Annotated in this window: 17 protein-coding genes; 11 read left to right on the top strand and 6 right to left on the bottom strand. The window is 70.4% G+C overall.

Annotated elements, in window-relative coordinates; translation table 11 throughout:
• Positions 1-92 precede the first annotated feature (92 nt).
• A complete protein-coding gene (locus tag ATK30_RS06585) occupies positions 93-614 on the bottom strand; it encodes a GNAT family N-acetyltransferase (protein ID WP_101434785.1) in 522 nt (173 codons plus the stop codon).
• A gap of 196 nt (positions 615-810) precedes the next feature.
• On the opposite strand from ATK30_RS06585, the gene ATK30_RS45300 reads away from it, so the two are divergent.
• The 6 genes from ATK30_RS45300 to ATK30_RS06565 all read left to right on the top strand — a co-directional run bounded on the left by ATK30_RS45300 (position 811) and on the right by ATK30_RS06565 (position 4,290).
• Positions 811-978, top strand: coding sequence for a hypothetical protein (locus ATK30_RS45300; RefSeq protein WP_167441848.1), 168 nt, complete (start codon positions 811-813; stop codon positions 976-978).
• 339 nt (positions 979-1,317) lie between these two features.
• A complete protein-coding gene (locus ATK30_RS06580) occupies positions 1,318-1,800 on the top strand; it encodes a hypothetical protein (RefSeq protein ID WP_037356257.1) in 483 nt (160 codons plus the stop codon).
• Positions 1,801-1,978: 178 nt separating this feature from the next.
• Positions 1,979-2,116 carry a hypothetical protein gene (locus ATK30_RS44985; RefSeq protein WP_158242454.1) on the top strand — a complete coding sequence of 46 codons (138 nt, stop codon included), beginning with the start codon at positions 1,979-1,981 and terminating at the stop codon, positions 2,114-2,116.
• 126 nt (positions 2,117-2,242) lie between these two features.
• Positions 2,243-3,154, top strand: a complete 912-nt coding sequence (locus ATK30_RS06575) for a lytic transglycosylase domain-containing protein (protein ID WP_101434784.1) — start codon at positions 2,243-2,245, stop codon at positions 3,152-3,154.
• A gap of 369 nt (positions 3,155-3,523) precedes the next feature.
• On the top strand, positions 3,524-3,913 hold the full coding sequence (locus tag ATK30_RS06570; protein WP_376772089.1) for a hypothetical protein: 390 nt from the start codon (positions 3,524-3,526) through the stop codon (positions 3,911-3,913).
• A 26-nt stretch (positions 3,914-3,939) separates the two neighbouring features.
• Positions 3,940-4,290, top strand: a complete 351-nt coding sequence (locus tag ATK30_RS06565; RefSeq protein ID WP_101434783.1) for a DUF3817 domain-containing protein — start codon at positions 3,940-3,942, stop codon at positions 4,288-4,290.
• A 58-nt stretch (positions 4,291-4,348) separates the two neighbouring features.
• Here the strand turns inward: ATK30_RS06565 and ATK30_RS06560 are convergent, their stop codons facing one another.
• Both ATK30_RS06560 and ATK30_RS06555 read right to left on the bottom strand, forming a co-directional pair.
• Positions 4,349-5,950, bottom strand: coding sequence for a solute symporter family protein (locus ATK30_RS06560; protein WP_101434782.1), 1,602 nt, complete (start codon positions 5,948-5,950; stop codon positions 4,349-4,351).
• On the bottom strand, positions 5,947-6,387 hold the full coding sequence (locus ATK30_RS06555) for a DUF485 domain-containing protein (RefSeq protein ID WP_101434781.1): 441 nt from the start codon (positions 6,385-6,387) through the stop codon (positions 5,947-5,949). The genes ATK30_RS06560 and ATK30_RS06555 overlap by 4 nt, the downstream gene beginning before the upstream one ends.
• Positions 6,388-7,379: 992 nt before the next feature.
• On the opposite strand from ATK30_RS06555, the gene ATK30_RS06550 reads away from it, so the two are divergent.
• The 4 genes from ATK30_RS06550 to ATK30_RS06535 are packed head-to-tail and all read left to right on the top strand — an operon-like array spanning position 7,380 to position 13,350.
• The gene (locus ATK30_RS06550) at positions 7,380-11,525 is read left to right on the top strand and encodes a sensor histidine kinase (RefSeq protein WP_167442127.1); all 4,146 of its coding nucleotides are present in this window, start codon (positions 7,380-7,382) and stop codon (positions 11,523-11,525) included.
• Positions 11,522-11,974: a roadblock/LC7 domain-containing protein gene (locus ATK30_RS06545; protein WP_037809909.1), complete on the top strand. Its 453-nt coding sequence runs from the start codon at positions 11,522-11,524 to the stop codon at positions 11,972-11,974. Before ATK30_RS06550 ends, ATK30_RS06545 begins: the two co-directional genes overlap by 4 nt.
• A gap of 7 nt (positions 11,975-11,981) precedes the next feature.
• Positions 11,982-12,755, top strand: a complete 774-nt coding sequence (locus tag ATK30_RS45555) for a DUF742 domain-containing protein (protein WP_183122977.1) — start codon at positions 11,982-11,984, stop codon at positions 12,753-12,755.
• A complete protein-coding gene (locus ATK30_RS06535; protein ID WP_093574469.1) occupies positions 12,736-13,350 on the top strand; it encodes a GTP-binding protein in 615 nt (204 codons plus the stop codon). Before ATK30_RS45555 ends, ATK30_RS06535 begins: the two co-directional genes overlap by 20 nt.
• Before the next feature lie 155 nt (positions 13,351-13,505).
• Here the strand turns inward: ATK30_RS06535 and ATK30_RS06530 are convergent, their stop codons facing one another.
• From ATK30_RS06530 to ATK30_RS06520, 3 genes are all read right to left on the bottom strand, one after another.
• Positions 13,506-14,156, bottom strand: a complete 651-nt coding sequence (locus tag ATK30_RS06530; RefSeq protein WP_101434779.1) for a DUF899 domain-containing protein — start codon at positions 14,154-14,156, stop codon at positions 13,506-13,508.
• Between the two features lie 185 nt (positions 14,157-14,341).
• The gene (locus tag ATK30_RS06525) at positions 14,342-14,560 is read right to left on the bottom strand and encodes an SRPBCC domain-containing protein (protein WP_101434778.1); all 219 of its coding nucleotides are present in this window, start codon (positions 14,558-14,560) and stop codon (positions 14,342-14,344) included.
• Positions 14,557-14,889 carry an ArsR/SmtB family transcription factor gene (locus ATK30_RS06520; RefSeq protein ID WP_101434777.1) on the bottom strand — a complete coding sequence of 111 codons (333 nt, stop codon included), beginning with the start codon at positions 14,887-14,889 and terminating at the stop codon, positions 14,557-14,559. Before ATK30_RS06520 ends, ATK30_RS06525 begins: the two co-directional genes overlap by 4 nt.
• A 123-nt stretch (positions 14,890-15,012) precedes the next feature.
• Between ATK30_RS06520 and icmF the strand changes: the two genes are divergently transcribed.
• Positions 15,013-18,252 carry a fused isobutyryl-CoA mutase/GTPase IcmF gene (gene icmF, locus ATK30_RS06515; RefSeq protein ID WP_101434776.1) on the top strand — a complete coding sequence of 1,080 codons (3,240 nt, stop codon included), beginning with the start codon at positions 15,013-15,015 and terminating at the stop codon, positions 18,250-18,252.
• Positions 18,253-18,255: the final 3 nt, after the last annotated feature.

Below are 18,255 nucleotides of genomic sequence, written 5' to 3'. Positions count from 1 at the left end.
GCCGGAACCGGCGAGGGCCGATCGGCAAGGCGGCCGGCGGGGCTTGATCGCTCCGCGCGGACGCTCGCGCCGAGCTGCCGCCGCGAACACCGTCAGAGCGGCAGATCGGAACGGATCACTGAGTAGAGGATGTGATCGCGCCACTGCCCGTCGCGGAAATCGAACCCGCGCAGGATGCCCTCGCGGGTGAACCCGGCCTTCTCCAGCGAACGCTGGCCGGCCCGGTTGCCGACCTCGGTGCTGGCCTCGACGCGGTTGAACTGCGTGTGCGCGAACAGATAGCGCACGAGCTGTCGCTGCGCCTGCGCGCCGAGGCCGTGCCCGCGCGCCTCCGGCAGCAGGACCATGCCGATGTTCCAGCAGTAGGTGTGCGGGCCGGTCCGCGTGCGATGCCACGACACGAGCCCGAGCGGGCGCTCGTCGAGCGTCGGGACGAGCATGCCGTTGTCGGTGGTCAGCATGCCGTTTTCGCGCCAGAGCCGCCGGACGTAGCCGGGGTCGTGCCAGCCGAACCATTGGTGTTCGCCGACCGTGTCCGGGTCGTTGGTCAGGGCTTCCAGCAGACCGAGGTCGGACTCGCGCACCGGGCGGAGAGTCACTGGGCCGTCGTCCATCGCCGGAGCGTACCGGGGGAGCCGTCCGGGCCCTGCTCACCCGATGGTGACCGGGGTCACCCGGACGTGAGCTTTCCGGCCGGATCGGGGCCTGCGACGGGCCATTCCGGCGCTTCCTCACTAGAGTGGTAGCCGACTCTGCCGAGGCGGGGCCGGCGTCCGCCCGGGTGCCGGGGGAGCGGAGGGGGACGGAACCATGTCGAGCGGCCTGAAGAAGATCATCGTCGTCGGAGTGGTCGCGCTCGTGCTGTTCTTCCTGATCACGCAGCCCACCAACTCCGCGGACTTCGTGCACCGCGTGCTCGGCTGGCTCAAGGACGGCGCCGAAGCGATCGTCACCTTCTTCAAGAGCCTCTTCGCCTGACCCGCTTTTCCTCGCCCGCCGGACCGCTTCCGGGTGCCGTCCGGGCACCTAGTCACGCTTTGTCACCGGATCCCGGGATTCGGGCACTTCGCTCGACCATCCGGGTGGATTGGCCCCTGAAACCGCCTGGTCACGGAATTTCCGGGGTCCGGGGTATGGCGGAGAAAGCGGGTGCCGCCCTACGGTGCTCACATTGCGTGATCAGCCGGTTCTCCGGTCCCCCGGGAGCCGGGTCACGGCGGGTTTTCGGCCCGGTCACGCGTGGGGAGCCAATCGTGGACGCGCAACGGGGCAGGCGGTCGAAATGCCTGCCCGTCGGGGACCGATGAGGAGGCAGGGATGACCGGAGATCCCGGAGTGGACGCGTTGATCCGGCAGTGGTCGGCCGAACGCGAGAAGACCCCTGAGGAGCAGGAGGTCGACCGCATCGCCTCGGCCTGGCTGGCCGACGCGCCGGCCGCTCCGCCCGGCATCCCCGGCCAGCGCGCCCGGTCCGGACCCGCCCGCTGGGCCCCGGTCGAGGCCGCCGACCCCGGCTACCTCGACGCGATGCGCGCCCGGCTGCCGGAGGTCCCGGAAGAACTGCTCGTCGCCGCCGCCGGCTGGTGGCAGATGGTCGGCGACGTCGCCGAAGCCGAACAGTGGTGGGACGCCGGCATCAGCCCGCTGGACCAGCGCGCCCTGGACTACCGGGCGGCCGGTCTCGCGCCGTCCGACCTGGCGCGGCGGCTCGGCCCGATGACGGTCCTGCAGCACCTCCGCCGGGGCAGCGCGCCCGCGTGGTGCGTCGCGCGGCTGGCGCGGCAGCAGAAGCCTGCCTGACCTGTTCGACGGGCCGTCTGGGGGTTTTCGGGCGGTTCGCGCGGCGGAAGAAGCCTGTGTGACAGCTGTGTTGCCTGGTCGGTGAATCGGCCAGGCAACACGGCGACGCGGCTCCCGCCGTGGAAGCACTCCTTGAGGGACCTGCCGGACGCGACTGAGCGCGGCAGTTTTTCAGCCGGTGTTCCTGGCCGAAGCCGGACACCGCATCGAGACCGCGCGGCCGGTCGGCGAATCGAAACAGCTGCACGCGAGCGGCAACGGAAGCCGCTTCGACGTGGGATTCGTGGTGTTTGTGCGGCGTCGCCCGTCCACCTGACGGGACCCGATTACCCGGCCGGGTGAACCGGCGTGGCGGGGGCCATGGCGATGCGTGCGTAACGCTAACCTGCGCGGGCTCGTTGTGTGTTGCGAACCCCAAGCCACGCTGGAGGACCGGAGTTTCGTGCCCGCCACCGGACAGACCCCCGACACCGCGCGGACCGGGGACGAGACCGCGGCTCCCGCTGCCGCCCCCTCGCCCGCCCGTCGCGGTCCCGGCGCCGCGCTCGCGGTGCGGCTCGCCGTCGTCGTCGCGGTGCTCGCGGTCGCGGGCGGCGGGGTCTGGATCGTCACCAGGGCGGCCGCCCCGGAAGCCAGCCCCACCACCACGGACATCCCGGCGCTGAGCGTCAAGGCGGTCGACGTGAAACCCGGTTCGATCGCGCCGGTCAACGCCGTCGTCGCGGGCGGGGCGGCGGAGCAGGGCACCGCGCCACAGGCGGCGCGCCCGACCGGCGGCGACCCGCTGCGGGCCTGGGCGGACAGGGTCGCGCCGGTCACCGGCATCCCGGCGCGGGCGGTACGCGCGTACGGCAACGCGGAACTCGCGATGCGCGAGGTCGACCGCGGCTGCCACATCTCCTGGGCGACGCTCGCGGGCATCGGCCGCATCGAGTCCAACCACGGCCAGTACGGCGGAGCGGTCCTCGGCGAGGACGGCCGCCCGTCGAAACCGATCATCGGCGTCCCGCTCGACGGTTCCCCCGGTGTCCGGGCGATCGGCGACACCGACGGCGGCCAGCTCGACGGCGACCCGCTCGCGGACCACGCGGTCGGCCCGATGCAGTTCATCCCGAGCACCTGGCGGAAATGGGCCTCCGACGCCACCGGCGACGGGCGCGCCGACCCGCAGCAGATCGACGACGCCGCCCTGACCGCCGCCCGCTACCTGTGCGCGGGCGGCCGCGACATGGCCAGCCCGGCGGGCTGGTGGGCGGGGATCCTCTCGTACAACAACTCGACCGAGTACGCGCAGAAGGTCTTCGGCCTGGCCGACGGCTACGCTAAGGCGGCGCAGAAGGTGCAAGCGGGCTGACCCCGGGCCCTTGCCGTTCGCGCTGGTCCCCTGACCTGCGGTCGGTGAGGGGCCTTTCACGGATTCTGAGTCCTCAGGGCTCCCCGCATATCGTGCCGCCGTCCGTGAAGGACTCCTTACCGGACCACTGCCGCTGCCGTCCGGAATGCCCTCAATGTGGCATTGGATGCGTTTGACCGAGCTGAGCTGCGGAGCCATCCGATGCGATTGCGGGTGCGATGAGAGGACGCAGCGCGGTGTTCGATGGGGCAGAGGCGAGCCAAGACCCGGCCGCCTCCCGAATCCGGCCGCAAGCGCCGGATGGGGCCCCGGTCACGACCTCGCCGCCTCTCAGCAACGCATTCCCCGGCCAGTGCTAGCGTCGATACCGTGCCCGCAGATCCCGGCCCGGCCGCGTCCCCGCTCGGGCGCCGGCTCTTGATCGTCGCCACGAGCGTCGTGAGCCTGGCGCTGTGCTGCGGGCTGGCCTGGTGGCAGTGGGACCGGTTCACGTCCGCCACCGGCACCTTCCAGAACCTCGGCTACGTGCTGCAATGGCCGCTTTTCGGGCTGTTCCCCGCGTTCATGTTCTGGCGCATCAAGAAGCTGCGCGAACGCGAGGAGCAAGCCGCCGACCAAGGCGAGCAGACCGCATCCGCCCCCGCGCCGGTGCGCGTGCCCGCCCCGCGACCGGCCGCGGCGCCCGTCGAAGAGGACGACGAACTCGCCGCCTACAACCGCTACCTGCGCGAGCTCAACGCCCGCGACCAGCAGTCCTGAACGCCCGCGGAAGTGAGGACGCTCCCATGACGACCAGCACCGACGGTGCCGCCCCGGCTCGCCAGTCGAAGGTGACCGGCTCGCTGACCCGGTTCCGGGCCAGCGCGTACGTGACCGGTGTCGGCCTGCTCGCCCTGTGCGCCACCATGATCATCGAGTACGGCTTCGGCAACGCCACGCCCGCCCAGGTGTACTCGCCGATCCACGGCGTGCTCTACATGATCTACCTGGTGCTCACCATCGACCTCGCGATCAAGGCCCGCTGGTCGATCAAGAGCACCGTCCTGGTGCTGCTGGCCGGGTGCGTCCCGTTCGTGTCGTTCGTCGTCGAGCGCCGGGTGACGCACCGCGTGCAGGCCGGGCGCGACATCTTCTGAGCAGTAAAAAAACCGCGGCGCCGGAAGTCCGGCGCCGCGGTTTTTTTTACTGCCAGGATCAGGAGCCGAAGCCGACGCCGGTCAGCGACCGGACCTCCATCTCCGCGTGCTTGGCCGGGTCGCCCTTCGAGCGGCCGACGAACGTGCCGATCGCGCCGCACAGGAACGACACCGGGATCGACACCAGGCCTGGGTTCTTCAGCGGGAACCAGTGGAAGTCGACGCTCGGGAAGATCGAATCCGAGGCGCCCGACACCACCGGCGAGAACAGCACCAGCACGACGCAGGCGATCAGCCCGCCGTAGATGCTCCACAGCGTCCCGGTGGTGTTGAACCGTTTCCAGAACAGCGAGTACAGCAGGGTCGACAGGTTCGCCGACGCCGCCACCGCGAGCGCGAGCGCCACGAGGAACGCGATGTTCTGCCCGTTGGCGAGGATGCCGCCGACGATGGCGAACACGCCGATCACGACCGCGGTCAGCCGGGCGACGCGGACCTCGTCCTCCGGCTCCGCCTTGCCGCGCTTCAGGACGTTCGCGTAGACGTCGTGCGCGAAGGAGGCGGACGCCGTCAGCGTCAGCCCGGCCACCACGGCGAGGATCGTCGCGAACGCGACCGCCGAGATGATGCCCAGCAGCACCGTCCCGCCCACGTGCAGGGCCAGCAGCGGCGCGGCCGAGTTCTCGCCGCCGGGCGCGGCCTTGATCTCGTCCGGGCCGACGATCGCCGCCGCGCCGAAGCCGATCACCAGCGTGCACAGGTAGAACACGAACATGCACGCGGTCGCCCACACCACCGAGCGGCGCGCCTCGCGGGCGTTCGGCACGGTGTAGAAGCGCATCAGCACGTGCGGCAGCGAGGCGACGCCGAGCACCAGGGCCAGCGACAGCGACACGAAGTCGAGTTTCGTGGTCCCGTTCTTGCCGTAGGAGCCGCCGGGGGACAGCAGGTCCTTGCCCATGTGGCTGCGGTCGGCGGCCGCGCGCAGCAGGCTCGAGAAGTTGAAGCCGTACTTGCCCATCAGGAACACCGTGATCAGCGAGGCCGCGGTGAGCAGGATGGTGGCCTTGATGATCTGCACCCACGTGGTGCCCTTCATGCCGCCGAGCAGCACGTACGAGATCATCACCAGCCCCACGACGGTGATCACCAGTGCCTGTCCCCACTTGGAGTGGACGTCCAGCAGCAGCGCGACCAGGCCGCCCGCGCCGGCCATCTGCGCGAGCATGTAGAAGAAGGAGATCACCAGCGTCGACGTGGCCGACGCGGCGCGCACCGGACGCTGCTTCATCCGGAAGCTGAGCACGTCGCCCATCGTGAACCGGCCGGTGTTGCGCAGCAGTTCGGCGAGCAGCAGCAGGTCGACGAGCCACGCGACGAGGAAGCCGATGGAGTAGAGGAAACCGTCGTAGCCGTTGATCGCGATCGCGCCGGCGATGCCGAGGAACGAGGCCGCGGACAGGAAGTCGCCGGACAGCGCGACGCCGTTCTGCCTTCCGGTGAAGGCGCTGTCGGCGGTGTAGTAGCCCGACGTGGACGATCGGCGGTTGCCGGCGCGGTAGACCACGTAGAGGGTGATCGCGACGAACAGCGCGAACACCCCGGTGTTGATCAAGGGATTGCTCGTCGAAGCTCCTTCGGCGAGCCAAGCGGTAGTCACTGACGGGTTCCTTCCGGGACAGCGGCGGCCTGCGCGCGGATTTCGGCGGCGCGCGGGTCCATCTCGCGGTCGGCGAAGCGGACGTACAGCGCGGTGATGGCCGCGGTGGTGACGAACTGGCCGAGGCCGAGCAGCATGCCGACGTTGACCAGGCCGAAGACCGGCGTGCTCATGAACTCGCCCGCGTAGGCGGCGAGCACGACGTAGGCGAGGTACCAGACGAAGAACCCGATGCTCATCGGGAACACGAACCGGCGGAAGCGGCTGCGCAGCGAGCGGAACTGGGGGCTGCGCTGGATCTGCTCGTAGTCCGGGCCGGGCTTGCGGCGCCTGCCGCGCGGGGCGGCGTCGCCTCCTTCGCGGTCGAACAGCGCGGGCATCTGGCCGGTGTCCTCGGCCGACACGGCCGGTCCGGTGGTGCGCGCGACGTTGTGCATGGCTGCCTCCGGCAACTTGCGCGGTGGATGGCGGCGGGCATCGTTCGAGAAAGCGCCCGGATCGCCCTTGCGGACTGGGAGGCGGCCATAGTAACGACGCCGCCGGAACGCGGAAAAAGCCGGTTCGCGCGGGCACCGGAAATTCCTTTTCGCCCGGGAAATAGCGCGAAACGGCGCGTCCGCGCAGATCACAGGCCGATCACTCGGAATAGTGAGCACCGATGTCACGGGGAGTTGCCGGGTCCGGTTCGGGTTGCGGCAGACGGCGGAGTGACGGGCCGGTCATGATCCACTACGGTGACCGGTCGTAGCCGCCGGGCGGGGCGGCCGCTCCGCTTCCGCGGGCAGGTCGCCGGCCGGGCGGGGATTCCCAGGCAGGGAAGGGAGGCTGGCAAAAATCACCGGGTCGGGCGGCGCGTCGCTGCATCTCCACAACATCGGGTTCAACTTCCGGCCGCACCCACCCGATGGGGGCACGGAGCGTAGTCCTATCGAGGGTGTTGCTTACCCTGTGTGGGCTAATCGGGTGACCGCCGGATGCCGAGGCCGAGAGCGGCGGGTAACCGGAATTCCCGCGCCGGGCGTTCCTTGCCGAATCCGCGGCTCCGAGTTCGCGCGGTCCGACTATTTTCCCAGGTCAGCACCCCGATGCGGAACGCAATAACTCGGGCGGCGATTGGTGTACGATTCTTTGGCCCCAGCCGCCCGCAGCGATCGATAGGCGCAGACAAGTTGATCTCGACCACCGCCGTGCAGTCCGCAAGTTGCGCCGTGCACGTGCATAGTCCCGGGAAGCCGATCGTCTCCCGGACCGGTGCCGGATCAGCCCGGTCGTGCCCGCCTCCGGTCGGACGCGCGGGCAGGCGGACCGCGGGACTCCGCGCCGGGAACGCTGAGCGCACCGGGAGCACGGAGAGCCGAGGGCACCGCCGACGGGCCGCCACGACGCCGGACAGGGAGTCACTTTCGTGACCGTTGCAGGAGAAGGCCAAGTGCCTGTGGAGAAGCTGCTCGGCCGCCCGCCCAAGCGGTCGCGCTGGTCGTCGGGCTGGCGGGCGGCGTTGCGCTGGCGGGACTGGAGCCTGCCGGTCAAGCTGTCCGCGGTCACGCTCGTTCCCATCGTGCTCGCGCTCGTCCTCGGCATCACCGCCATCTCGGGCCAGGTCTCGCGGTCGAGCGACTACCAGCGGATCGACCGGCTCGTCGCGCTGAGCACCCAGCTGCGCGCGCTCATCGACGGGCTGCAGCGCGAACGCACCCAGACCGCCACCCAGCTCATCGCGGGTACCTCGGGCGTCACCCCGGAACTGAAGGCGGCCCGCGCGGCCACTGACGCCGCGGTCGCGCCGTTCACCGAGGCGGCCGCCCGGGTCGGGGCCGACGGCTCGAGCGTGTCCGGCGCGGTGAACTCGGCGACCGCCCAGGTCAACGAGATCGCGGTGATCCGCCAGCAGGTCGGGGCCGGCCTGCTGAACGCGGCCGAGGCCGCCGGCGACTACAACGCCGTCACCAGCGCGCTGATCGGCGCCGACACCGCGGTGTCGGCGGGCGCGAGCGCCGACGCGCTCGGCAGCACCCCGAGCGCGCTGCACGACCTCGAAGCGGCCAAGGAACAGGCGTCGGTGACCCAGTCGCTGGTCGCCTACGGCATTTCGGCGGGCACGCTCACCCCGCAGCAGCTGAGCGACGTGCGCGACGCGGAACTGCGTTTCGACGACCGCCTCGCCGACTTCAACGCGGCAGCCACCGCGCCGCAGCGTCTCGACCTCGAGAGCACGCTCAAGCCGGACACCTCCTACGACCGCAAGCGGATGCTCGGCACCGTGCTCGGCGGACAGGGCGTCTCCTCCGACGACGCGCTCAAGCGGATCCCGCCGCAGGAGTGGGCCAACGCCTCGAACGCGGTGACCGCGCAGCTGACCGAGGTCTCCGGCCGGATGAGCGCCGACCTCACCGCGGCGTCGTCCTCGCTGGTCGAAGACGCCGGCAGCAGCGCGGGCCTGCTGGCGGTGCTGCTGTTCGCGGCGCTCGCCGCGGCCGCCGCGGTCGTGTTCGTCATCTCCCGTCAGCTGCTGCGCTCGCTGAAGATCCTGCGGCGCAGCGCGCTCGAAGTCGCGGAGAAGGACCTGCCCGAGGCGGTCCGCAACATCCAGGAGGGCCGGGCGCAGAGCGTCGAGGTCGAACCGGTGCCGCTCCAGGTGCAGGACGAGGTCGGCGAGGTCGCGCGGGCGTTCGAGAAGGTGCACAGCCAGGCCCTGCGGCTGGCGACCGAGCAGGCCGCCATGCGCGCCGGCTACTCGAGCGTGTTCGTCAACCTGTCGCGGCGCAGCCAGAGCCTCGTGCAGCGGCAGCTGCAGCTCATCGAGCGGCTGGAGCGCGACGAGGAAGACGCCGACCAGCTGGCCACGCTGTTCCAGCTCGACCACCTCGCCACCCGGATGCGGCGCAACAACGAGAACCTGATGGTCCTCTCCGGCGCCGAGCCGGGCCGTCGTTCCGGGCAGCCGGTCGCCACGCGCGACGTGCTGCGCGCCGCGGTGTCGGAAATCGAGCAGTACCAACGGGTTTCGGTGCAGCACCCGCCCGACGTGAAGATCGTCGGGTTCGCCGCGAGCGACGTCCAGCGGCTCATCGCGGAACTGCTGGACAACGCGACCGCGTTCTCCGCGCCGGAAACCCAGGTCACGGTCGCGACGCGGCTCGCCGAGGACGGTTCGCTCAACGTCGACATCCTCGACAAGGGCATCGGCATGAACGAGTACGAGGTGGTGGAGGCCAACGGCCGCCTCACCGACTCGGGCTCGGTCGACCTCGCGACCTCGCGCCGGATGGGCCTGTTCGTGGTCGGCCGCCTCGCCGGCCGCCACCGCATCGGCGTTTCGCTGCACGGCGGCAAGGACATCGTCGGCGTGCGGGCCACCGTGGTGGTGCCGCCGGAGCTGGTGATGACCGGTCTGGCCACGACGCCGGGCGACCGGTCGGAGCCCGGTCAGCTGCCCGGCCCCCAGGCGAGCGTCGCCGCCCCGCCCGTCGCGCCCGGCGGACTGCCGCGGCGCCAGCGTCCGGCCAACGGGTCGGCCGTGCCGGGTCTCGTTCCGCAGCAGGGCAGCAAGTCCGAGGAGACGCAGCGGTGGCCGTCGGCGGGCGACCTCGCCGGCTTCTCCGGGGACCAGGTCGCGCGTCCGCCGTCCGACCTCGAGGTGTCGGGCACCGCGCTGTTCAGCCCGATCCCGCGCGACGACGACACGCCCGCCCCGCGGCCGCCCGCGCCGAAGCTGCCGCAGTCGGTCGACGTCCCGCCGCCGCGTCCGGAGCCCGAACCCGAGCCGGCCGCGGAAAGCCGCGACGAGCGCGACGGCGAACTGCCCTCGGGCAAGGACCTTTTCTCCGCGGCCAACGCGACGACGCTGAGCGACTGGTGGAACCAGGCCGCGCAGCAGGTGCCCGAGGTCCCGCCGCCGTCCGCGGCCGAGACGACGATCGAGAACACGCCGATCTTCGACGAGATGCTGTCGGCCTGGTTCCGTTCGCCGGCGCAGCCCTCGTCCGCCGCGTCGGGCAAGGCCGCGGCCGAACCGGAAGCGGACTCCGAACAGCAGCAGCGCAACTGGGATTTCGCGAGCGACGAAAACTGGCGGACAGTGCAGGCACTGTCCCAAGTGGAGCCGACCGCGTTCACCAAGTCGGGCCTGCCCCGGCGCCGCCGCGGCGAACAGCTCATGCCGGGCAGCGCCACGCCGGAACCGGCGGCCACCGCGGCCGAAACGCAGGGAAGCGACCTCCCGGTCCGCGACCCGGCGGACGTGCGGGGCCGGCTGAACAGCTTCCAGCGCGGCGTCACGCGCGGCCGGCAGGAGGTCCGCGGCACCGCTGCCACGCCGGAAACCCCTGCTGCCACAGGGGATTCGAGTGCCGCGGACACCTCGAGCGCCACGACGACGCCGTCGCCCGAGCGGGCTCGCGCCCACGACGCGGCGATCCGGCGGCGGCAGACGGTCGCGGGTGCGTTCGGCGTTCCGGCGGAGCAGAACCGTCCCGGCGGGATGCCGCAGCGCTCCCCGGGTTCGGCCACTCCGTTCGGCGGCCAGTCCGGTTCCGGCGCGACGGACGCGCCCGCCGGATTCGGCGAACGGCCCGCGGACGCGAAATCGGCCGGCGAGACGGCTCCCGTCCCGGCCGTCCCTCCGGCGTTCGACCCGGACGGCGGCTGGCCGCGCCAGGAGCCCGCCGCGCGCACGGAACTGCCCGCGCCGCAACCGGATCGGACCGTCCGGCCGGAGAAGCCGGAAAGCCTGCCGACCCGACGCAAGGGCGCGAGCAGCCTCCCGCCCGCCCCGCCGACCGCCGACCCGAACCAGGTCCCGGCGGCCGTGGCCGGGCTCGAAGCCGCGGTCTCCGGAACGGGACAGACTCCCGCGTCGCAGGCGGCACAGGCTTCGGCCAACGGCCAGACCGCGGCGCCGGAGAAGACGGACAGCCCGGCTTCGGAGAACGGACAGGCTTCGGCGCCCGCCGAGAACTCGGGCACGGCTTCGCCGCTGACGACGTGGCGCGCCGCGCAGACGCCGGCCGCCGCGCCGGGGCGTCCGACGGAGAACGCCGAGCAGTCCAGCACGACGGCGGACCAGGCTCCGGCTTCGGACGAGGGACTGGGCCAGACCCGGGTGCCCGGCCAGAACACCCCGGGCCAGTCCGGGACGTCGGGACAGACCGGGTTGTGGGGTCAGCCGCTGGTGCCGGGACAGGCTCCGTCGCGGGAATCCTCCGCGGGACAGGACGCCCCGCGGACCCCGGCCGCGCCGACCGGTTCAGACGGCTCGGCAAGCCCCTCCACGACTCCTGCCGAAGGCGCCACGGAATGGAACTTCGGTTCCGACGAAGAGTGGCGGACCGTCCAGTCGGTGTCCCAGTCGACACCCGCTTCGTTCACTTCGGCAGGATTGCCTCGGCGCCGCCGAGGCGAACAGCTTCTTCCCGGCAGCGCACCGCCGCCTGCCGGGTCGGCGAGCCCCCGTCCGTCCCGCGATGCGCACGACGTGCGCGGTCGCCTGAGCAGTTTCCAGCAGGGGATCCAGCGCGGCAGGCACCGCACCGCGCAGGCCGCTGAGAAGAACCACGAAACATTGGAGGGTGAATGACCTCGCCGAATGCGGCCCAGCCGCAGCAGAACCAGTTCGGCTGGCTGGTGAACGACTTCGCCGACCGCGTCCCCGGCGTCGCGCACGCGGTCGTCGTGTCCGCCGACGGTCTTCTGCTGACGGCCTCCAACCGGCTGCCGCTCGACCGTGCCGACCAGCTCGCCGCCGTGGCGTCCGGACTGGTCAGCCTCACCCAGGGTGCCGCGCGCTGTTTCGAGGCGGGCTCGGTGCGCGAGACTGTCGTCGAGATGGAACTCGGCATCATGGTGCTGATGTCCATCAGCGACGGCTCCTGCCTGGCGATCCTCGCCGCGCCCAACTGCGACATCGGGCAGGTGGCCTACGAGATGACGATGCTCGTCGACCGCGTCGGCCAGATCCTGACCCCCGAGCTGCGCGCGCAGCTGCAGGGCGCCGGGGGCTCGCTGATCGGCGAACCGGTGGGATGATGGCGCGATGAGCCAGGGGTCCGGATTGTTCGGCGAAGAGCCCGGTACCGGCGGCGAACCCCCGCGCGGGGACAAGCCCGCCGCCGCCGGGGACGACGGCACGTTCGCCGACGTCCTCAACGGGTTCAGCCTGGATTCGGGCCGCTCGCGCAGAAAACGGAAGAAGAGCGGCAAAGAAAAGAAGGAATCCCAGTCCCCAGCGCCGCCCGCCGCGGGAGCGCACGCGGCAGCGGACCCGCCGGCGGCACCCGTGCCGCCGGCCGACCAAGGAGATGGTGTGACCTCTCTCGTCTCTCCACCGGGCAGTACGGACTCCGACGGCCCCAGACCAGGCGGGCTCTTCGACCCGGGACCGCCGAGCGGGGAATTCTCGATGCCGTCGGCGATTGTCCGGCCCGAGCGCCACGATCGGGTGGACCCGGCCGAGGAGACGTCGATCGTGCGCCCGTACGCTCTCACCGGCGGGCGCACCCGGGCGAACTACGCGCTCGAACTGGAGACTTTGATCTCCACCAAGGACCATGTCGCCGCGGGGGGCTTCCCCCAGGCGGCGGCGGAGCAGATCGAGAGCATCTCGATCATGGAAGCCTGCCGGACCCCGCGTTCGGTGGCGGAGATCGCCGCGGTGCTGTCGGTGCCGCTGGGGGTGGCGCGCGTGCTGATCAGCGACGCGGCCGACGCCGGTCTCGTCACCGTGCACCGGACGATCTCGGGCCAGGACGGCGCCGAAGCACACTTGATGTTGATGGAAAGGGTTTTGAGTGGACTCCGTCGGCTTTAAGGCACCGCGGGAAACCGCGCCCCCGACCATGACATCGGCGAAGATCGTGGTGGCGGGCGGCTTCGGAGCGGGCAAGACGACCTTCGTGGGTTCGGTGTCGGAAATCGTTCCGCTCACCACCGAGGCGATGATGACCGACGCCAGCCGCGGCATCGACAACCTCGACCAGACCCCGTACAAGACGACCACCACGGTCGCCATGGACTTCGGCCGCGTCTCGCTCGACGCGGACCTGATCCTCTACCTGTTCGGCACGCCCGGCCAGCAGCGGTTCTGGTTCATGTGGGACGACCTGGTGCGCGGCGCCATCGGAGCGGTCGTGCTCGCCGACACCCGGCGGCTCGCGGACTCGTTCGCGCCGATCGACTTCTTCGAGGACCGCGGCCTGCCCTACATCGTCGGCGTCAACACGTTCGACGGCGTGCTGGAGCACGACATCAACGACGTACGCGAGGCGCTGTCGATCGATTCGAGCATTCCGATCGTCCGGTGCGACGCGCGCGAGCGGGAATCGACCAAGCAGACGCTGATCACGCTGGTCGAGTACGCGATGCGGCAGTGGATCGCCTTGCGGGCAGCGAAGGCGCACCAGTGACATGGCGCCGGCTCCGCCGTCGCGTGCGGGATCGCCTTTAAGTCGGCGTCTGAGGGGCAGTGCACCCGGCCTGGGGGTCGTGCGCACTGCCCCTCAGACGCCGACGCGATCCCGCGGTCGGGCGGCTTAGCCGGGGTTGGGTTGGCGGGGGAGTTTCAGTACTCGTCGTGGCGGCGCCACCAGCTGCTGGGGGCGTCGGTGCCGCGGGATTCTTCTTCCCACGCTTCCTGGCGTCCGAGCGGGGTTACGTCCAGGTACCGCAGGGTCGACACGAACTGGTCTCCGCCGCGGCCGTCGGTGAAGTAGGTGCGGTAGACGTCGTCGCCGTCGCGGAGGAACACGCTCACGCCGAAACCGCCGTCGATTCCGCAGTCGGCTGGGAAATCCGTGCCTGCCGCGGAAACCCAGGGGATTGTCCAGCCCATCCGGTTCCAGTAGCGCTCGATCTCCGGCGCTGTCGCGGGCGCTACGACCTTGAGCGTGACGTCGCGTGCGTGCAGATGCGCGGGGTGGGCCATGTTGTCCACCAGCAAGGAACAGCCTGGGCATCCGGCTTTGTCGCCGGGGTGCAGCATGAAGTGGTAGACGATCAGCTGACGGCGGCCCTCGAAGAGGTCCAGCAGGCTGTGGGTGCCGCCCGGGCCAGTGAATTCGTACCGCTTCGAGTACTGCACCATCGGCATTCGGCGGCGCTCGGCCGCGAGCCGGTCGCCCGCTCGGGTGTGCTCCTTTTCCTTGCGCAGCAAGGCTTCGCGCGCAGCGGTCCATTCTTCGGCCGAGACAACGCGGGGGAGTGCGATGGTCATTTCATTGCCTCCAGAATGCGGTCGAGATCTTCGAAACCGGACTGCCAGCCGTCGATGTGGCCGTCGCGCTCGGCTTCGGTGTCTTCGGCACCGGCTCCGGTGTCTTCGGCGCCGGCTCCGCCGTCGCGGGCGGGATCGCCTTCAAGTCGGCGTCTGGACGAAGCGGCGCACCCGGCCGGGGCCGGTCACACCGCTCCGTCCAGACGCCGACGCGATCCCGCGGTGTAGTCGCCTGGGGTGATCCGGCTGTGCCAGGCGCCGCCGGGGCGCGGGGCCGTGCTGGTTTCGGACGCGACGAAACCGTGCGGGCCGAACCAGGCGGCCAGGTGCGCCGGGTCGGTCCAGGCCTGGAACACCAGTTCCCGCGGTGCGTCGAAGACCCGCACGATGGTCAGCTCGGTCATTCGGCTCCCTCCTGCACCTGCCGCAGGTGTTCGTCCAAGCGGTCGAATCCGGACTCCCAGAACCGCCGGTACTCCGCGACCCAGCCGGCGACGTCCGCCAGCGGTCCGGCTTCCAGCCGGCAGGGCCGCCATTGCCTGGTGCGGCCCCGGCTGATCAGCCCGGCCTGTTCCAGCACCTTCAAATGCTTCGACACCGCCTGCAGGCTCACCTCGAACGGCGCGGCCAGCTCGTTGACGGTGGCCTCGCCACGGGCGAGACGGGCGAGGATCGCGCGCCGGGTCGGGTCCGCCAGCGCGGCGAAGGTGGTGCTCAGCGGATCTGTCGGCATCCAGTACTCAACTCATAGGTTAATTAACTAATCGGTTGAATATAGCTCGGATGTCAACTCTTGAGAGCCGGGTCACTCAGGGCTCCGGTTTCCAATAGTAGGAAGTCCTAGTAAATTGAGAGGATGAGCGCCAGCGACCTGTACCGTCCCGCGAACCCGGTCCGGTTCGTCACGGCATCCAGCCTGTTCGACGGCCACGACGCCTCGATCAACATCATGCGCAGGATCCTGCAGTCCCAGGGTGCGGAGGTGGTGCACCTCGGCCACAACCGTTCGGTCGACGAGGTGGCCACCGCCGCGATCGCCGAGGACGTGCAGGGCGTCGCCATCTCCGCCTACCAGGGCGGCCACGTCGAGTACTTCAGCTACCTCGTGGAGCTGCTGAACGAGCGCGGCGCGGGGCACATCAAGGTGTTCGGCGGCGGGGGCGGCGTCATCGTGCGCGAGGAGATCGACCTGCTGCATTCGCGCGGCGTGGCGCGGATCTTCTCGCCGGAAGACGGCTACGAGATGGGCCTGCCGGGCATGATCAACATGATGATCAAGGCCTGCGACAGCGACCTGTCCGCACAGCCGCCCGCCTCGGTCGACAAGCTGCTGTCCGGCGAGGTGCCGGCGCTCGCGCGGGTGATCACCCAGCTGCAGCGCGAAAACCTGCCTGCCGAATGGCTGTCGGCGATCACCGAGGCCGCCGAAAAGCGGCGGGTGCCGGTTCTCGGCATCACCGGCACCGGCGGTTCCGGCAAATCGTCGCTGACCGACGAGCTCATCCGCCGCTTCCGCCTCGACCAGGAAGACAAGCTGCGCATCGCCGTGCTCGCGGTGGACCCGTCGCGGCGCAAGGGCGGCGGCGCGCTGCTCGGCGACCGGATCCGGATGAACTGCCTCGACGGCTCGCCGGTGTACTTCCGTTCGCTCGCCACCCGCACCACCAGCGGCGAAATCCCGGCCGGGCTCAAGGAATCGATCCTGGCGTGCAAGGCGGCCGGGTACGACCTGGTGATCGTGGAGACGCCGGGCATCGGCCAGGGCGACGCGGGCATCGTCGACTACGTGGACGAATCGCTGTACGTGATGACGCCGGAGTTCGGCGCCGCGTCGCAGCTGGAGAAGATCGACATGCTCGACTTCGCCGACGTGGTCGCGATCAACAAGTTCGAGCGCCGCGGCGCCGAGGACGCGCGTCGTGACGTAGCGCGCCAGTTGGTGCGCAACCGCGAGGCATTCGGCTCCGCGCCGGAGGACATGCCGGTGTACGGCACGAGCGCGGCGAAGTTCAACGACGACGGCGTGACCGCGTTGTACCAGCACCTGCGCGACATGCTCGCCGACCGCGGGCTGTCGGTGTCGGCCGGTACGCTGCCGGCGGTGTCGGGCAAGGTCTCGACGGACGCCAGCACGATCATCCCGGGCAACCGGGCGCGCTACCTCGCGGAGATTTCCGAGACGGTGCGCGGGTACCACGAGCAGACCGAGAAGCAGGTCGCCGCGGTCCGCAAGCGCGAGCATCTGGCCGCGGCCAAGGCCGCGCTGGCCGAAGCGGACGCGAACACCGACGCGCTGGACGGGCTGCTCGCCGCCGCGGAGTCCGATGTGGACGGCGAGACGACCAAGCTCCTCGAGCGGTTCAGGGCGCTCGCCGCGGACTACCGGCAGGACGAGCTGGTAGTGAAGATCCGGGACAAGGAGCTGCGCACCCAGCTGTGGCGGGAAACCCTGTCCGGCAACCGGATCCCGCGCGTCGCGTTGCCGCGCTACACCGAGTCCGGCGAGCTGCTTTCCTTCCTGCGCCGGGAAAACCTGCCCGGCTACTTCCCGTACACCGCGGGCGTGTTCCCGTTCAAACGCGAGGGCGAGGACCCGGCGCGGATGTTCGCCGGCGAGGGCGACGCGTTCCGCACCAACCGCCGGTTCAAGCTGCTGTCCGCCGATTCCGAGGCCAAGCGGCTGTCGACGGCGTTCGACTCGGTCACGCTCTACGGCCACGACCCGGACACCCGCCCGGACATCTACGGCAAGGTCGGCACCTCGGGTGTCTCCATCGCGACGCTGGACGACATGAAGGCGCTCTACGACGGTTTCGACCTGACCGCGCCGAACACCTCGGTGTCGATGACGATCAACGGCCCCGCCCCGACGATCCTCGCGTTCTTCCTGAATACCGCGATCGACCAGAAGTTCGCCGCGTTCCGCGAGGAGCACGGACGCGAGCCGTCCGAGACCGAGGCCGCCGAACTGCGCGAGTGGACGCTGCGCAACGTCCGCGGCACCGTGCAGGCGGACATCCTCAAGGAAGACCAGGGCCAGAACACCTGCATCTTCTCGACCGAGTTCAGCCTCCGGATGATGGCGGACATCCAGGAGTGGTTCATCGAGCACGGGGTGCGCAACTTCTACTCGGTGTCGATCTCCGGCTACCACATCGCGGAGGCCGGGGCGAACCCGATCTCGCAGCTGGCCTTCACGCTCGCCAACGGGTTCACCTACGTGGAGTCGTACCTGGCGCGCGGCATGGACATCGACGATTTCGCGCCGAACCTGTCGTTCTTCTTCTCCAACGGGATGGACGCGGAGTACTCGGTGCTCGGCCGGGTCGCGCGGCGGATCTGGGCCGTGGCGATGCGCGAGCGGTACGGCGCGAACGACCGGTCGCAGAAGCTCAAGTACCACGTGCAGACCTCCGGCCGTTCGCTGCACGCGCAGGAGATGAGCTTCAACGACATCCGCACCACGCTGCAGGCGCTGTGCGCGCTGTACGACAACGCGAACTCCTTGCACACCAACGCGTTCGACGAGGCGATCACCACGCCGAGCGAATCGTCGGTGCGCCGCGCGATGGCCATCCAGATGATCATCAACAAGGAATGGGGCCTGTCGAAGAACGAGAACCCGCTGCAGGGCTCGTTCATCATCGACGAGCTGACCGACCTGGTCGAGGAGGCCGTGCTCACGGAGTTCGACCGGATCTCCGAACGCGGCGGCGTGCTCGGCGCGATGGAGACCGGTTACCAGCGCGGCCGGATCCAGGACGAATCGCTGCTGTACGAACGCAAGAAGCACGACGGCTCGCTGCCGATCGTCGGCGTCAACACGTTCCGCAACCCGAAGGCGGGGGAGGACGACGTCGAGGTGGAGCTGGCCCGCGCGACCGAGGACGAGAAGCAGTCGCAGCTGCGCAGGCTCGCCGATTTCCAGCAGGGGCACCGCGAGGAGGCCCAGCAGGCGCTGAAGGCGCTGCGCGACGCGGCCACCCGCGGCGGCAACCTGTTCGACGTGCTGATGGATGCCGCGCGGGTGTGCTCGCTCGGTCAGATCACCGAGGCGTTCTTCGAGGTCGGCGGCCAGTACCGGCGCAACGTCTGACCG

The sequence above is a fragment of the Amycolatopsis echigonensis genome (assembly GCF_002846615.1).
Lineage (GTDB): Bacteria > Actinomycetota > Actinomycetes > Mycobacteriales > Pseudonocardiaceae > Amycolatopsis > Amycolatopsis echigonensis.
Note: the sequence above shows the minus strand (reverse complement) of the source record. Positions and strands in the feature narration are given on the sequence as shown.

Excerpts from the sequence above, each read along its gene's own strand:
- ATK30_RS45300 (WP_167441848.1), top strand. The coding sequence starts at position 811 with ATGTCGAGCGGCCTGAAGAAGATCATCGTCGTCGGAGTGGTCGCGCTC.
- ATK30_RS06545 (WP_037809909.1), top strand. The coding sequence starts at position 11,522 with ATGACCTCGCCGAATGCGGCCCAGCCGCAGCAGAACCAGTTCGGCTGG.
- ATK30_RS06555 (WP_101434781.1), bottom strand. The coding sequence starts at position 6,387 with ATGCACAACGTCGCGCGCACCACCGGACCGGCCGTGTCGGCCGAGGAC.
- ATK30_RS06565 (WP_101434783.1), top strand. The coding sequence starts at position 3,940 with ATGACGACCAGCACCGACGGTGCCGCCCCGGCTCGCCAGTCGAAGGTG.
- ATK30_RS06585 (WP_101434785.1), bottom strand. The coding sequence starts at position 614 with ATGGACGACGGCCCAGTGACTCTCCGCCCGGTGCGCGAGTCCGACCTC.
- ATK30_RS06525 (WP_101434778.1), bottom strand. The coding sequence starts at position 14,560 with ATGACCGAGCTGACCATCGTGCGGGTCTTCGACGCACCGCGGGAACTG.
- ATK30_RS06520 (WP_101434777.1), bottom strand. The coding sequence starts at position 14,889 with ATGCCGACAGATCCGCTGAGCACCACCTTCGCCGCGCTGGCGGACCCG.
- ATK30_RS06530 (WP_101434779.1), bottom strand. The coding sequence starts at position 14,156 with ATGACCATCGCACTCCCCCGCGTTGTCTCGGCCGAAGAATGGACCGCT.
- ATK30_RS45555 (WP_183122977.1), top strand. The coding sequence starts at position 11,982 with ATGAGCCAGGGGTCCGGATTGTTCGGCGAAGAGCCCGGTACCGGCGGC.
- ATK30_RS06580 (WP_037356257.1), top strand. The coding sequence starts at position 1,318 with ATGACCGGAGATCCCGGAGTGGACGCGTTGATCCGGCAGTGGTCGGCC.
- icmF (WP_101434776.1), top strand. The coding sequence starts at position 15,013 with ATGAGCGCCAGCGACCTGTACCGTCCCGCGAACCCGGTCCGGTTCGTC.